This is a genomic window from Aliiroseovarius zhejiangensis, assembly GCF_014656375.1.
Lineage (GTDB): Bacteria > Pseudomonadota > Alphaproteobacteria > Rhodobacterales > Rhodobacteraceae > Aliiroseovarius > Aliiroseovarius zhejiangensis.
The window spans coordinates 455,840-469,451 of the sequence record NZ_BNCH01000001.1; the positions used below are offsets into that span (position 1 = coordinate 455,840).

The following is a 13,612-nucleotide window of genomic DNA, read 5'->3' on the forward strand; positions in this document are numbered from 1 at the left end:
AAATGTCATCCTTCTTTTTGATCAAAGATACTGAGTCCCCCGCCCTTGCGCGGCCGGACCACAACCCCCCGGAGGATAAAATGGACGGTGCCCTGAAGGAAAATGACATTTCGCATGTTGTCGAAGCAGACAAGGCCCATGTCTGGCACCACCTGACCCAGCACAAGCCGTTTGAAACGGTTGATCCCCGGATCATCGTTGAAGGAAAGGGGATGCGCGTCTGGGACCAGAACGGCAAGGAGTATATTGACGCCGTGTCGGGCGGCGTCTGGACGGTGAATGTCGGCTATGGCCGGGAAAGCATCGCGGATGTCGTGCGTGACCAATTGGTGACGCTGAACTATTTCGCAGGCTCGGCCGGATCCATTCCGGGGGCCATGTTCTCGGAAAAACTGATCTCGAAAATGCCGGGCATGACCCGCGTTTATATTACGAATTCAGGCTCCGAGGCGAATGAAAAGGCGTTCAAGATGGTGCGCCAGATCGCGCATAAACGCTATGGCGGCAAGAAGACCAAGATTCTGTATCGCGACCGCGACTATCACGGCTCGACCCTGGCCGCGATGTCAGCCGGTGGGCAGGATGAACGCAACATGCAGTATGGCCCCTTCGCGCCCGATTTCGTGCGTGTGCCCCATTGCATGGAATATCGCAAGGACGAGATCGGGCTGGGGCATGTGTCCGGCGCCGAATTTGGCCGTGCCGCCGCCGATCTGATCGAGGACGTGATCCTGCGCGAAGGCCCGGACACGGTTGGTGCCCTGTGCCTGGAGCCAATCACAGCAGGTGGCGGCGTGATCGAGCCACCCGAAGGATATTGGGACCGCGTGCGCGAGATTTGCGACAAATACGACATTCTGCTGCATATCGACGAGGTCGTATGCGGACTTGGACGCACCGGCACCTGGTTCGGCTATCAGCACTATGGCATCCAGCCTGATTTTGTCACCATGGCGAAGGGTGTTGCCTCGGGCTATGCGGCGATTGCCTGCTGCGTCACCACCGAAAAGGTGTTCGAGATGTTCAAGGACAACTCGGACGATGTGCTGAACCATTTCCGCGACATCTCGACCTTCGGAGGCTGCACCGCCGGCCCGGCGGCCGCGCTGGAAAACATGCGGATCATCGAAGATGAGGGGCTGCTGGAAAACACCACCAAGATGGGTGAACGGATGCTTGGCAACCTGAAGGCCCTGATGGACAAGCACGCAGTGATTGGCGATGTGCGCGGCAAGGGCCTGTTTCTTGGGGCCGAACTGGTGAAGGATCGCGAAACGAAAGAGCCGGTGTCGGAAAAGGACATCGCCGCCGTCGTGGCCGACTGTGGCGCGCAGGGTGTGATCATCGGGGCCAGCAACCGCTCGATCCCCGGGCGCAACAACGTGCTTTGCTTCAGCCCGGCGCTGATCGTGACCGCCGAAGATGTGGATCGGATCACCGATGCCGTCGACAACGCCTTGGCCAAGGTTTTCGGCTAGGACCTGCCCACTCACGGAACAAAGGCGGGCCTTTTCATTGGCCCGCTTTTTGCATTCTGGGTGTGACTGTCGTCACCCATTGCAGGAAGGACAATGCCATGTGGCCTGCCCCCGTCACCCTGACCGGAAATCACGTCGTGCTTGCACCTCTGACGCCGGATCATGCCCCAGCCTTGCGGGACGCCAGTGCCGATGGGGCGCTGCACAAGCTGTGGTACACCTCGGTTCCCGGCCCCGAGGAAATGGAAGCCGAAATCGAGCGCCGGCTTGGATTGCAAAAGGCAGGATCCATGTTGCCGTTCTGCGTGATGACGCCGGATGAAACGCCGGTCGGCATGACCACCTATATGAACATCGACACGGCAAACCGACGGGTAGAGATCGGATCGACATGGTATCGTCGATCCGTGCAACGCGGGCCGCTGAACACCGAAGCCAAGCGACTGTTGTTGGCACATGCTTTCGATACACTTGACTGTATCGCGGTTGAATTTCGCACCCACTATATGAACCAGCAAAGCCGACGCGCGATCGAACGATTGGGCGCCAAGCTGGATGGCGTCCTGCGCAGTCATCAAATCGGGCCCGGTGACGCGATCCGCGACACGGCGGTCTATTCGATCATTGCATCCGAATGGCCTGCCGTGCGCGCGAACCTGACCTGGAAGCTGGAACAGCCTCGCTGCTGATGGCGGTTTGCTGCCGGGCCTGACCTCAGGTTTGAGCGGGATACTGGACTTTTCGACATAATGTTCTATATTTGTTCTCATGTGATGGTCGTGAAACAGATCAGGAACAGGAGGATCGAACATGCACGCTGCCCGCACTTTGCCGCCGACTCCGAAACAGGTCGACTATGCCCGCCATATCGCTGCCCGCTTGGGGGCAGACATCCCGGCCGACAAGATCAGTGATCGCGCCGCCCTGTCCGCGTGGATCGGGGAACATCAGGCACGCCTGAACGCGACCACACCGCGCGTCACCGACGGGCGCGCGACTTCGCGTCAGGTGGCCTTTGCCGAACGTATTGCACGACTGAAGCGCCGCGCGATCCCGGATGAATGTTTCCGCGATGCCGGTCTGATGTCGGCCTGGATATCGTCCAATCGCTGAACCGGCATTATGTCCAGATTGCCATGGAACTAGGTCCACGCTAGGGTCGCCTGCATGGCTGCCCCCGTTGAAACCTTTTTTCTGGATCAAGACGCCCAAGGCACGCTTCAGGCGCAGATCCAGCAGATGATCGCCGAGGCGATCCTGTCCGGGCGACTGCCGCGTGGCGAAAAGCTGCCATCGACCCGGCGCCTGTCGGCGCATCTGGGGGTCAGCCGGATCACGGTCACGCTTGCTTATACCGAGTTGCAGGCAAACGACTATCTGACTTCGAAGGGGCGCAGCGGCTTCTATGTCTCTGAAAACGCGCCGGAACCTCCTTCGTTCAAACTGCGTGCGCGGGGCGAGGACAAGGTGGATTGGGTGCGCGCCATCGGCACCAGCTTTACCGGGGGCAGCACGCCCGCAAAGCCGCTGGACTGGCGGCGGATGAAATACCCGTTCATCTATGGGCAGGCCGATCCGACGCTGTTTGACCACAACTCATGGCGGCTATGTGCGCTTCGGGCTTTGGGGCAAAAAGACCACCCCGCGATGATGCGCGATTATTATGACCAGGACGATCCGCAACTGACCGAATTCATTGCACGCCACATTCTGCCCCGGCGCGGCATTCTGGCCCGACCCGAAGAGATCCTGATCACGCTGGGTGCCCAGAATGCGCTGTGGCTGACGGCGCAGGTCCTGCTGACCCAGCGGCGCACGGCGGCGATCGAAGATCCTTGCTATTATTCCTTGCGCGATATCCTGACGCAAAGCCGCTGTCATCTTGTGAGAATTCCGGTGGATCGGGGCGGGTTGGCCCCCGATGCGCTGCCCGATGGCACGGATGTCATCTATACCACGCCCAGCCATCAAAGCCCGACAACGGCCACGATGCCGCTGGACCGACGCAAGGCGCTGCTGAAACGCGCCCGCGAGTTGGAAGCAGTGGTCGTCGAAGACGACTATGATTTCGAGATGTCGTTCCTGAACCCACCCTCACCCGCCTTGAAATCGCTGGATCGCGAAGGGCGTGTGATCTATGTCGGCAGCTTCTCGAAATCGCTGTTTCCCGGGCTGCGCCTTGGCTATCTGGTCGGGTCGGAACCCTTTATCCGCGAGGCACGCGCGCTGCGGTCTTTGGTGCTGCGTCACCCGCCCGGATTGATCCAACGCACCGTAGCCTACTTTCTGTCTCTGGGGCATTACGACGCCCTGATCCGCCGGATTGGGGCGGCCTATCACGACCGGCGCGACGTGATGAACACCGCGATCGAGGATGCCGGCCTGACCATTGCGGGGCGCGGCGTCTTTGGCGGCTCGGCCTTCTGGATGCGCGCGCCCGAGGGCATCGACACGCGCCTGCTGGCGGATCGTTTGATGGCGCATGAAGTCGTGATCGAACCCGGCGCTCCTTTCTTTGCAAGCAGCACGCCGCCGCGCAACTTCTTTCGCATCGCCTACAGCTCGATCCCGGCATCCCGCATTCCCAAGGGGATATCCCTGATCGCGCGTGAAATCGCGGAAATGCAACAGACTGGCGCCAAATAGCCCAGTCAACTGGCCCTATAGCAAGCCCCCCGTGCTGCCTAAGAATATTGGCAAGACCACGCCTGCCCGGCACCGCGGATCACCGGAACAGGCGTTATTTTCAAGGGAGAGTTCCAGATGAAGATGACCACCGAAGAAGCCTTTGTAAAAACGCTTCAACTGCACGGAATCGAACATGCGTTCGGCATCATTGGCTCGGCCTTCATGCCGATTTCCGACAACTTCCCCGCCGCGGGCATCACTTTCTGGGACTGCGCCCACGAAGGGTCGGGCGGGATGATGGCCGATGGATACACCCGCGCCACTGGCAAGATGTCGATGATGATCGCGCAGAACGGCCCCGGCATCGCGAATTTCGTGACTGCCGTGAAAACCGCCTATTGGAACCACTCGCCCCTTCTGCTGGTGACACCGCAAGCAGCCAACAAGACCATTGGCCAAGGCGGGTTTCAGGAGATCGAGCAAATGAACATGTTTGCCGATTGCGTGGCCTATCAGGAAGAGGTCCGCGACCCGTCGCGCATCGCGGAAGTGCTGAATCGGGTGATCCTGAATGCCAAGCGGGCCTGCGCGCCGGCCCAGATCAACATTCCGCGCGATTACTGGACGCAGGTGATCGACATCGAACTCCCCGAAATCGTGACCTTCGAGCGTCCGGCAGGCGGCGAGCAGGCGTTGTCCCAGGCCGCCGATCTTCTGTCCCATGCGAAATTTCCGGTGATCCTGAACGGGGCAGGTGTCGTGCTGGGCGGAGCAATCGAAGAATCAATGGAACTGGCCGAGCGGCTCGATGCGCCTGTCTGCGTGGGGTATCAGCACAACGACGCCTTCCCGGGCAGCCATCCTCTGTTCGCGGGACCTTTGGGCTACAACGGCAGCAAGGCCGCGATGGAGCTGATCCAGAAAGCCGATGTGGTGCTGGCGCTTGGTACGCGGCTCAACCCGTTCTCGACCCTGCCGGGTTACGGGCTGGATTACTGGCCGAAAGACGCCAGGATCATTCAGGTTGATATCAATCCCGACCGGATCGGCCTGACCAAGACAATCAGCGTGGGGATCGTGGGCGATGCCAAGAAAGTGGCGGCGACGCTGCTGCATAAACTGTCGGCGGATGCAGGTGAAGCGGGTCGCGAAGAGCGCAAGTCGACCATCGCCCAGACCAAATCCGCCTGGGCACAGCAATTGTCGTCGATGGATCACGAGGACGATGACCCCGGCACCACCTGGAACGAGCGCGCGCGCGATGCAAAACCCGACTGGATGAGCCCGCGCATGGCGTGGCGCGCCATTCAGGCCGCCCTTCCGAAAGAGGCGATCATCTCGTCCGACATCGGCAACAACTGCGCCATCGGCAACGCTTATCCAACGTTCGAGGCGGGTCGGAAATACCTTGCACCCGGCCTGTTTGGACCCTGCGGTTACGGCCTGCCTGCTGTCGTGGGGGCCAAGATCGGTTGTCCGGACACGCCTGTGGTGGGGTTCTCGGGTGATGGGGCCTTCGGCATCGCCGTCACCGAACTGACCGCGATCGGACGCGAAGAATGGCCCGCCATCACCCAGATCGTGTTCCGCAATTATCAATGGGGCGCCGAGAAGCGCAACTCGACCTTGTGGTATGACGACAATTTCGTCGGGACCGAGCTGGACACCCAGGTCAGCTATGCGGGCATCGCCAAGGCGTGTGGCCTGCAAGGCGTCGTGGCGCGGACCATGGACGAACTGACCGCCGCCCTGGACCAAGCGATCAAGGATCAGAAAGAGGGCAAGACCACCATCATCGAAGCGATGATCAACCAGGAACTTGGTGAACCGTTTCGCCGCGATGCGATGAAAAAGCCCGTGGTTGTCGCCGGGATCAGCAAGGATGACATGCGCCCGCAAAAGGTTTGACGTTCCGGCCGGACTTCATGGTGAGGTCCGGCCAAGCATGACGAAAGGCTCGCCCTGATGAAGCCGCTGGAAACGCTTCTGCGCAACGCCGCAAGATCCAATCACAGGATCATGCTGTCCGAAGGCAACGCGCTGCGGGTGGTGCAGGCTGCGCATGACGCGGCCTCGCAAGGCATTGCACAGGTCGGGCTTGTGGGAAACCTGTCAGAGATCAACAGCACTTTCGACAGGCTTGGTCTGAAATGCATCGACGGGATCACGCTTCACGAGCCTGCGACCTCGCCACATCTGAAGGAACTCGCGGCGCTCTATCACGAACTTCGCAAGCATAAAGGCGTCACACAAAGCCAGGCCGAGGTTGCGGCGCTGAACCCCCATGTGTTCGCGGCCTTGATGGTAAAGGCAGGGCACGCGGATGGCACGGTCGGCGGCGCCATCGCCACCACCGCCGAGATCGTGCGCACCGCCCTTCAGGTCATCGGCCCGAAACCTGATACAAAACTGGTGTCGAGCTTTTTTCTGATGCTGTTTTGCGAGGTGCACCACGCCCGCAAGGGCGCGATGATCTTTGCCGATAGCGGGCTGGTGGTGGACCCGACGGCCGAGGAAATGGCGCAGATCGCGCTGTCTTCGGCGGACTCGTTCATCACCCTAACGGGCGAGGTGCCGCGCGTGGCGATGCTGTCCTTCTCGACCCGCGGCAGTTCGGAACACCACTCGGTCTCCAAGGTCGTCACCGCGACACAGTTGGCGAAACAGCGTGCACCCGATCTGTTGATTGACGGTGAGTTGCAGTTCGACGCCGCCTTCGTGCCGGATGTGGCCGCCCGAAAGGCCGAGGGCAGCCCGTTGGAGGGTGTTGCCAACGTGTTCATATTCCCCAACCTGGAAAGCGGCAACATCGCCTACAAGATCGCCCAGCGCGTGGGCGGGGCCACGGCCATCGGCCCCGTGCTTCAGGGGTTGTCCAAGCCTGCCAACGATCTGTCACGCGGCTGCACGGCCGAAGATATTCTGCACATGATCGCCGTGACGGCCGCGCAAGCCAGCGCCAACGCCTAGCTGGCCCGCGCCATCCGATCTGCCGCGATCGCCAGCACCGTGCTGGCCACGATGTCATCGACTGTCGCGCCGCGCGACAGATCGCAAACCGGGCGCTTGAACCCTTGCAGGATCGGCCCGTAGGCGCGTGCGCCGGCCAGTTCGACCATCAGCTTATAGGCGATATTGCCGGCATCCAGGTTTGGAAACACCAACACATTGGCATCCCCCTGCCCGGCACTGCCTTTTTGCGCGGCAATGGCGCGGTTCAGGGCGGCGTCCGCCTGCACGGGACCGGGAAATCCCGAAAGCTCTGCGGCGCTGGCAACCTTATCGACGGACGGGCCTCTGCCGGATTGCCCGGTTGAATAAGACAGCAGCGCCACCCGTCCCGCACCCAAAAGCCGCGACGCTGACAGGTGCGAGCTTCTTGCAATATCAGTCAGTTGCGCGGCGTCTGGCTCCACCGTCACGGCGCAATCGGCAAAAATCATCTCGCGCCCGTCCGGCAAGACCATCAAGAAAAAGCTCGATGGCGTTGTGGTGCCCTCCTCCAGCCCGATCACCATCGACGCCGCCTCGATCACTCGGCGCGAGGGAGCAAGGGCACCTGCGACCAGAATGTCCGCCTCGCCGGTGGCCACCATGGCCGCCGCCTGCATCAAGGGTCGCTGCAGCATCCGGGCGGCAATGCTGTCTCGCATCGGGCGCGCTGTCATCAGCGCCTTCACATGATGCGCCTTCGACTGGGAAAGCGGCACCGGCACAGCCAGTCCTTCGCGTTGCAACCTGTCCGCCGCAGCCGCGATGCGCGCATCATCATTTTCAGGCATTATGACCTTTGCCCGCGCGGTCCGGGCGATCTGAATGGCGCGATCAAGGGCGGGCATGTCGGGTCCTTCTGGCACGGTCAGGCTTCTCGGACAGTGCTGTACCCTGTCAGCACCAGATAGATCAACGCCGCCGCCACGATGATCGACGGACCGGCGGGCGTGTCATATTGCAACGATCCCCACAATCCGGCCAGGCTGGCACCCCACCCGATCAGAACCGCCGTCACTGCCATGGCGACCGGGCTGGATGACACGAGCCGGGCCGCAGCCGCTGGAATGATCAGCAAGGCCGAGATCAGAAGCGCCCCGACCACCTTCAAAGACACTGCGACCACGATGGCGAGCGACAGGGTCAGCACGATCCCCTCGCGCGTCGGATTGATGCCCGAGGCCGCCGCCAGATCCGGGCTGAGTGTCGACAGAAGCAGACGTGACCAGCGCCAGGCGATCAGCCCGGCAATCGCCAGCGCGCCGCCCCAGACCAGCACCAGATCGCCGCGCGTCACCGCCAGAATATCGCCAAACAGAAAGGCGGACAGGTCCACCCGCACACCGGGCGCGAAGGAAATGGCGACCAGCCCCGCTGACAGGGCCGAATAGGACAGAACCCCAAGCCCGGTATCTGGCGACTGTCCGCGGGCCGACATCCAGCTGATCGCCAGCGCCATGGCAAGCGCAATCACCAACGTGCCCAGCCAGATCGGCAGAGCCATCAAAAGCGCCAGCGCCACGCCCAGGATCGCCGCATGTGCCGTTGCGTCCCCGAAATAGGCCATCCGCCGCCAAACAACGAACGATCCCAGGGGCCCTGTGGCAATCGACACGCCGATCCCAGCCAGAGCCGCGCGCAACAGGAAATCATCCAGCATGCGCGATATCCTTTTTGGCAGCATGATCATGGTCGCAATCGTGATGCGCGTGATCATGTTCGTGTTGATAAAGCGCCAGCGCACCCTGTGTGCCTTGCCCAAACAGCGCCCGGTATTCCGGCGCGTCCCGCACCACATGCGGGGTGCCTTCGCAACAGACATGACCGTTCAGGCAAATCACCCTGTCCGAGGCGCTCATCACCACATGCAGGTCATGGGACACCATCAGGACCGCAACCCCCATTTCGCGGCGCACGGCTTCGATCAAGCGGTAAAACGCGGCCTCGCCATTCTGATCCAACCCTTGCGTCGGCTCGTCCAGCACCAGCAGGTCGGGCCTGGCCAGCAATGCACGTGCCAGCAACACGCGCTGGAACTGCCCGCCCGACAACTCGGCGACCTGTTGACGGGCGATGTCGGGCACGCCGACGCGACGTAAAACCTCGGCCTGTTTGGCGGGGCTGTGACGGGTGGGTAGGTTCAGAAAACAGGACACCGGCATCGGCAGGCTGCGATCCAGTGCCAGTTTCTGCGGCACATAACCGACCACAAGACCCGGTTTTCTGCTGATCTGCCCCGACACACGCAACATTCCCAGCAAGGCGCGCAGCAAGGTGGATTTGCCCGACCCGTTGGGGCCGACAATCGTGACGATCTCGCCAGGGTCGATCGAGATATTGACGCCGCGCAGAACCTGCCGTCGCCCATGCGACACCGAAAGATCCCGGGCGGTGATCAAGCTCATGCCGCCGCCTCGCCCGCGCAGGTGGGGCACAGACCCAGCGCCTCGATATTGCTGCGTTCGACGGTGAACCCGAGGTCATTTGCAATGCGATCAACTTCTTCCCGAACAGATTGTCCGGGCGTTTCCGCAACCGCCTTGCACGCCTTGCAAATCAAGAACACCGGCGCGTGATCGCTGCCCGGGGATGAACAGGCGGCGAAGGCGTTCAACCGGCGGATACGATGGACAAAGCCTTGATCCACAAGGAATTCCAATGCGCGATAAGCGACCGGAGGTTGGCTTCCGAACCCCTCGGCGGACAAACGCTCCAAAACGTCATAGGCCCCCATCGCCCGGTGTTCTTCCAGCAAGATTTCCAGCACACGTTTTCGGACGGGCGTCAGACGCGCGCCGCTTTCGCGGCATATCTCCTGCGCGCGCGACAGAGCATCATGGGTGCAGGCTTCGTGGTCATGGGACTGAAAGGCGCAGGAGGGATCGTGATCATTCATTCGGGTTTGACATCTCGGTTATGTAATATTATCACTCTCAAAATGGTATAACATTACACTCACCATCTCAAGGCCGAACATGCACCGCTTTACCCTTCCTGCGCTTTTTCTGTCTGCCACCCCGCTTGCCGCTGATCCGCCGCGCGTCGTGACAGATATTGCCCCCGTTCATTCACTGGTCGCGACCGTGATGGGCGATCTGGCCCAGCCGGAGCTTTTGCTGCCCCAAGGCGCAGACCCGCACGCCTTTCAAATGCGTCCCTCGCAGATGCGCGCGCTGTCACAGGCGGATCTGGTGTTCTGGGTCGGTGCCGAGTTGACCCCCTGGCTGGAACGCGCCTTGCCCGGCGACGGCACATCCCGCACGGTCGCGCTTCTGGACCTGCCCAGCACCCATCTGCGCGAAGCCAGCCACAGCCATGATGCGCATGACGACCACAGCGATCACGATGATCACGAGAAGGATGATTCCCATGACGGACACGCGCATGACCCGCATGCGTGGCTGTCACCGGAAAACGGGGCGGTCTGGTTGACCGAAATCGCCGAGGCACTCGCCCATCATGACCCGGAGAACGCCGAACAGTATCGTGCGAATGCCGCTGACGCACTGGCACGCTTGCAACAGATAGATACAGAAATCGCGACGCTGTTGGACCCTGTTCGGAACCAAGGCTTTGTCGTCTTTCACGATGCCTATGGGTATTTCACCGACCATTACGGCCTGTCGTCGCTGGGGGCGGTGCGCGAAAGTGACAGCGCCCCACCCTCGGCCGCGCGTCTGGCCGAGATCGAGGAATTGTTGAACAACGGCCGGGTGGCGTGTGTGTTCGCAGAAGCGGCCGAGGGTCAAGACATGATGCGCGATCTTGTCGATGGCACTGACATTGGCTTCGGCGTGCTGGACCCGAACGGCTCAAACCTGCCCCCCGGGCCAAACCTCTACACGGATCTGTTGCAGGGCCAAGCCGGTGCGATTGCAGAATGTCTGGGTGACTCCGCAAGCTGATCACGAAAAAGGGCGCCAACCGGCGCCCTTTCCTGTTGGATCTGAGCAGTTCAGAAAAACGCCTGCAACCCGGTCTGCGCACGACCGAGGATCAGCGCGTGCACGTCGTGCGTGCCTTCATAGGTGTTGACGGTTTCAAGGTTCACCATGTGGCGGATCACGTGGAATTCCTGGCTGATCCCGTTGCCACCATGCATGTCACGGGCGTGGCGCGCGATCTCCAGCGCCTTGCCGCAATTGTTGCGCTTGATCAGGCTGACCATTTCCGGTGCGGCCTTCGCCTCGTCCATCAAACGCCCGACACGCAGTGCAGCTTGCAGGCCCAGGGTGATCTCGGTCTGCATGTTGGCCAGCTTCAATTGAAACAATTGCATCTGCGCCAGCGGCTTGCCGAATTGCTTGCGGTCCAGCCCGTATTGGCGCGCGGCATGCCAACAGGCTTCCGCCGCCCCCATCGCGCCCCATGCAATGCCATAACGCGCGCGGTTTAGACAGCCAAACGGCCCCTTCAACCCTTCGACATTCGGCAACAGCGCATCTTCGGACACCTCGACATTGTCCATCACGATCTCGCCTGTGATCGAGGCACGCAGGGATTGCTTGCCTTCGATCTTCGGAGCCGACAGCCCCTTCGCGCCCTTATCCAGCACGAAACCCTTGATCTTGCCGCCATGTGCATCGGATTTGGCCCAAACCACGAACACATCCGCAATCGGCGCGTTTGAAATCCACATCTTTGACCCGTTCAGCACATAGCCCCCATCGACCTTTTTCGCGGTGGTCTTCATGCTGCCGGGATCGGATCCAGCGTCGGGTTCAGTCAGACCGAAACAGCCGATCCATTCACCCGCCGCCAGTTTGGGCAGATATTTCTGGCGCTGCGCGTCGGTGCCGTAGGCATAAATCGGATACATGACCAGCGACGATTGCACCGACATCATGGAGCGATAGCCGCTGTCGACCCGCTCGACCTCGCGCGCGACTAGGCCATAGGTCACATAGCCCGCGCCAAGCCCGCCATATTCCTCGGGGATGGTGGTGCCCAACAGCCCCATCTCGCCCATCTCGGCGAAGATCGCGGGGTCGGTTTCTTCGTTCTCAAATGCATCGGTGACACGCGGCAACAGTTTCTCCTGCGCGTAGGCAAAGGCGCTGTCGCGGATCATGCGCTCGTCTTCTTCAAGCTGAGTTTCAAGCAGAAACGGGTCTTCCCAGTTGAAGCTGGACAGTTCCGGGCGGGATTGCGGGGCAAGATCGGCCATGTCTCAGGCTCCTTTCGCGTTGATGGCAGCCTCGATCGAGGCTTCAAGGATATCAAGGGCTTCGTCCAGTTGATCCATCGGAACGGTCAACGGGGGCAGAAGCCGGACGGCATTGGCGCGGGTGCCGCAGGGCAGGATGATCAGCCCGCGCGCCTCGGCCTCGGCCACGATGGCTTGGGTCAAGGCCGTGTCGGGGGCGTTGCTGTCGCGATCCGTGACCAGTTCAAAGGCTACCATCGCCCCCAATCCGCGCACGTCGCCGATGGCCTCCATCCCTTGCCGGGACGCGATGTCGGCCAGGCGGGCTATGATCTTGTCACCAATCTCGGTGGCACGGGCGCACAGGTTTTCTTCGTCGATCACGTCCAGCACCGCGTTCGACGCCGCGACCGCCAAAGGGTTGCCCGCATAGGTGCCGCCGATGCCGCCCACCGGGGCTGCGTCCACAACCTCTTTCCGGCCGGTGACGGCGGATAGCGGGAAGCCCCCCGCCAACCCCTTGGCCATGGTGACAAGATCGGCGGCCACACCTGCATGTTCAAAGGCAAACATCTTGCCGGTCCGCGCGATGCCTGCCTGTACCTCGTCCGCGATCAGGACGATGCCATGTTCATCGCAAATCTTGCGCAGGGCGCGCAGGAACTCGGGTGGAGCGATATTGAACCCCCCTTCCCCCTGCACGGGTTCGATGATCATCGCGGCGACCCGTTCCGGGTCGATCGAGCTTTTCAGCATGTTGTCCAGCACCGACAGCGATTGTTCGACCGAAACTCCGTGGAAGGCGTTCGGGAAGGGCACATGAACGACCTCGGGCGGCATGGCACCGAACGCTTTTTTATAGGGCGTTACCTTCCCGCACAGCGCCATCCCCATCAGGGTGCGTCCATGAAAGGCGCCGGTGAAGGCGATGACACCCGACCGGCCAGTAAAGGCGCGCGCCATCTTCACGGCGTTTTCAACAGCTTCCGCGCCGGTTGTGACCAGCATGGTTTTCTTGGCAAAATCGCCCGGCGTGGCAGCGTTCAGACGTTCTGCCAGCGACACGTAACCTTCATAGGGGGCGACGTGGAAGCAGGTATGGGTGAACGCTTCGGCCTGCTGGGCCACGGCGGCCATGATCTTGGGGTGACGGTGGCCGGTGTTGTTCACAGCGATGCCCACGGCAAAGTCGATGAAACGCTTGCCGTCCACATCCCACAGCTCGGCGTTCTGGGCGCGAGCGGCATAGATGCCACGGGTGGCAACGCCATTGGCGACGGCATCGGCACGTCGGGCTTTCAATTGTTCGGTATTCGACATGTGGTCCCCCACTGCAAAATTTGATTCCGCCCCATATTGCGCAAAATCC

13 protein-coding genes are annotated in these 13,612 nt (G+C 61.4%); 7 read left to right on the forward strand and 6 right to left on the reverse strand.

Going from position 1 to position 13,612, the window contains the following annotated elements; genetic code table 11:
* The first annotated feature begins 80 nt into the window (after nucleotides 1-80).
* From IE188_RS02205 to pta, 6 genes are all read left to right on the forward strand, one after another.
* The gene (locus tag IE188_RS02205) at nucleotides 81-1,478 is read left to right on the forward strand and encodes an aminotransferase family protein (RefSeq protein WP_191284826.1); all 1,398 of its coding nucleotides are present in this window, start codon (nucleotides 81-83) and stop codon (nucleotides 1,476-1,478) included.
* 98 nt (nucleotides 1,479-1,576) lie between these two features.
* Entirely contained in the window at nucleotides 1,577-2,167 is a 591-nt protein-coding gene (locus tag IE188_RS02210; RefSeq protein ID WP_191284827.1) for a GNAT family N-acetyltransferase, read from the forward strand.
* A 121-nt stretch (nucleotides 2,168-2,288) separates the two neighbouring features.
* Nucleotides 2,289-2,591 carry a hypothetical protein gene (locus IE188_RS02215; RefSeq protein ID WP_191284828.1) on the forward strand — a complete coding sequence of 101 codons (303 nt, stop codon included), beginning with the start codon at nucleotides 2,289-2,291 and terminating at the stop codon, nucleotides 2,589-2,591.
* Between the two features lie 54 nt (nucleotides 2,592-2,645).
* A complete protein-coding gene (gene pdxR / locus IE188_RS02220; protein ID WP_191284829.1) occupies nucleotides 2,646-4,124 on the forward strand; it encodes a MocR-like pyridoxine biosynthesis transcription factor PdxR in 1,479 nt (492 codons plus the stop codon).
* 117 nt (nucleotides 4,125-4,241) lie between these two features.
* Nucleotides 4,242-6,014: a sulfoacetaldehyde acetyltransferase gene (gene xsc / locus IE188_RS02225; protein ID WP_191284830.1), complete on the forward strand. Its 1,773-nt coding sequence runs from the start codon at nucleotides 4,242-4,244 to the stop codon at nucleotides 6,012-6,014.
* 57 nt (nucleotides 6,015-6,071) lie between these two features.
* A complete protein-coding gene (gene pta / locus IE188_RS02230) occupies nucleotides 6,072-7,076 on the forward strand; it encodes a phosphate acetyltransferase (protein ID WP_191284831.1) in 1,005 nt (334 codons plus the stop codon).
* Here the strand turns inward: pta and IE188_RS02235 are convergent.
* The 4 genes from IE188_RS02235 to IE188_RS02250 are packed head-to-tail and all read right to left on the reverse strand — an operon-like array spanning nucleotide 7,073 to nucleotide 9,993.
* Complete coding sequence (locus IE188_RS02235) at nucleotides 7,073-7,945, reverse strand: phosphate acyltransferase (RefSeq protein WP_191284832.1); 873 nt, start codon at nucleotides 7,943-7,945, stop codon at nucleotides 7,073-7,075. The genes pta and IE188_RS02235 overlap by 4 nt on opposite strands.
* 20 nt (nucleotides 7,946-7,965) lie before the next feature.
* On the reverse strand, nucleotides 7,966-8,757 hold the full coding sequence (locus IE188_RS02240) for a metal ABC transporter permease (protein ID WP_191284833.1): 792 nt from the start codon (nucleotides 8,755-8,757) through the stop codon (nucleotides 7,966-7,968).
* A complete protein-coding gene (locus IE188_RS02245) occupies nucleotides 8,747-9,502 on the reverse strand; it encodes a metal ABC transporter ATP-binding protein (RefSeq protein ID WP_191284834.1) in 756 nt (251 codons plus the stop codon). Before IE188_RS02245 ends, IE188_RS02240 begins: the two co-directional genes overlap by 11 nt.
* Nucleotides 9,499-9,993 carry a Fur family transcriptional regulator gene (locus IE188_RS02250; RefSeq protein WP_191284835.1) on the reverse strand — a complete coding sequence of 165 codons (495 nt, stop codon included), beginning with the start codon at nucleotides 9,991-9,993 and terminating at the stop codon, nucleotides 9,499-9,501. Before IE188_RS02250 ends, IE188_RS02245 begins: the two co-directional genes overlap by 4 nt.
* Before the next feature lie 79 nt (nucleotides 9,994-10,072).
* Between IE188_RS02250 and IE188_RS02255 the strand changes: the two genes are divergently transcribed.
* Nucleotides 10,073-11,002, forward strand: coding sequence for a zinc ABC transporter substrate-binding protein (locus tag IE188_RS02255; RefSeq protein WP_191284836.1), 930 nt, complete (start codon nucleotides 10,073-10,075; stop codon nucleotides 11,000-11,002).
* Nucleotides 11,003-11,052: 50 nt separating this feature from the next.
* Here IE188_RS02255 and IE188_RS02260 read toward each other — a convergent pair whose 3' ends face one another.
* A complete protein-coding gene (locus IE188_RS02260; protein ID WP_191284837.1) occupies nucleotides 11,053-12,264 on the reverse strand; it encodes an acyl-CoA dehydrogenase in 1,212 nt (403 codons plus the stop codon).
* Nucleotides 12,265-12,267: 3 nt separating this feature from the next.
* The gene (gene gabT, locus IE188_RS02265; RefSeq protein WP_191284838.1) at nucleotides 12,268-13,563 is read right to left on the reverse strand and encodes a 4-aminobutyrate--2-oxoglutarate transaminase; all 1,296 of its coding nucleotides are present in this window, start codon (nucleotides 13,561-13,563) and stop codon (nucleotides 12,268-12,270) included.
* Nucleotides 13,564-13,612 lie beyond the last annotated feature (49 nt).

Excerpts from the sequence above, each read along its gene's own strand:
- IE188_RS02205 (WP_191284826.1), top strand. The coding sequence starts at position 81 with ATGGACGGTGCCCTGAAGGAAAATGACATTTCGCATGTTGTCGAAGCA.
- IE188_RS02210 (WP_191284827.1), top strand. The coding sequence starts at position 1,577 with ATGTGGCCTGCCCCCGTCACCCTGACCGGAAATCACGTCGTGCTTGCA.
- IE188_RS02215 (WP_191284828.1), top strand. The coding sequence starts at position 2,289 with ATGCACGCTGCCCGCACTTTGCCGCCGACTCCGAAACAGGTCGACTAT.
- pdxR (WP_191284829.1), top strand. The coding sequence starts at position 2,646 with ATGGCTGCCCCCGTTGAAACCTTTTTTCTGGATCAAGACGCCCAAGGC.
- xsc (WP_191284830.1), top strand. The coding sequence starts at position 4,242 with ATGAAGATGACCACCGAAGAAGCCTTTGTAAAAACGCTTCAACTGCAC.
- pta (WP_191284831.1), top strand. The coding sequence starts at position 6,072 with ATGAAGCCGCTGGAAACGCTTCTGCGCAACGCCGCAAGATCCAATCAC.
- IE188_RS02235 (WP_191284832.1), bottom strand. The coding sequence starts at position 7,945 with ATGCCCGCCCTTGATCGCGCCATTCAGATCGCCCGGACCGCGCGGGCA.
- IE188_RS02240 (WP_191284833.1), bottom strand. The coding sequence starts at position 8,757 with ATGCTGGATGATTTCCTGTTGCGCGCGGCTCTGGCTGGGATCGGCGTG.
- IE188_RS02245 (WP_191284834.1), bottom strand. The coding sequence starts at position 9,502 with ATGAGCTTGATCACCGCCCGGGATCTTTCGGTGTCGCATGGGCGACGG.
- IE188_RS02250 (WP_191284835.1), bottom strand. The coding sequence starts at position 9,993 with ATGAATGATCACGATCCCTCCTGCGCCTTTCAGTCCCATGACCACGAA.
- IE188_RS02255 (WP_191284836.1), top strand. The coding sequence starts at position 10,073 with ATGCACCGCTTTACCCTTCCTGCGCTTTTTCTGTCTGCCACCCCGCTT.
- IE188_RS02260 (WP_191284837.1), bottom strand. The coding sequence starts at position 12,264 with ATGGCCGATCTTGCCCCGCAATCCCGCCCGGAACTGTCCAGCTTCAAC.
- gabT (WP_191284838.1), bottom strand. The coding sequence starts at position 13,563 with ATGTCGAATACCGAACAATTGAAAGCCCGACGTGCCGATGCCGTCGCC.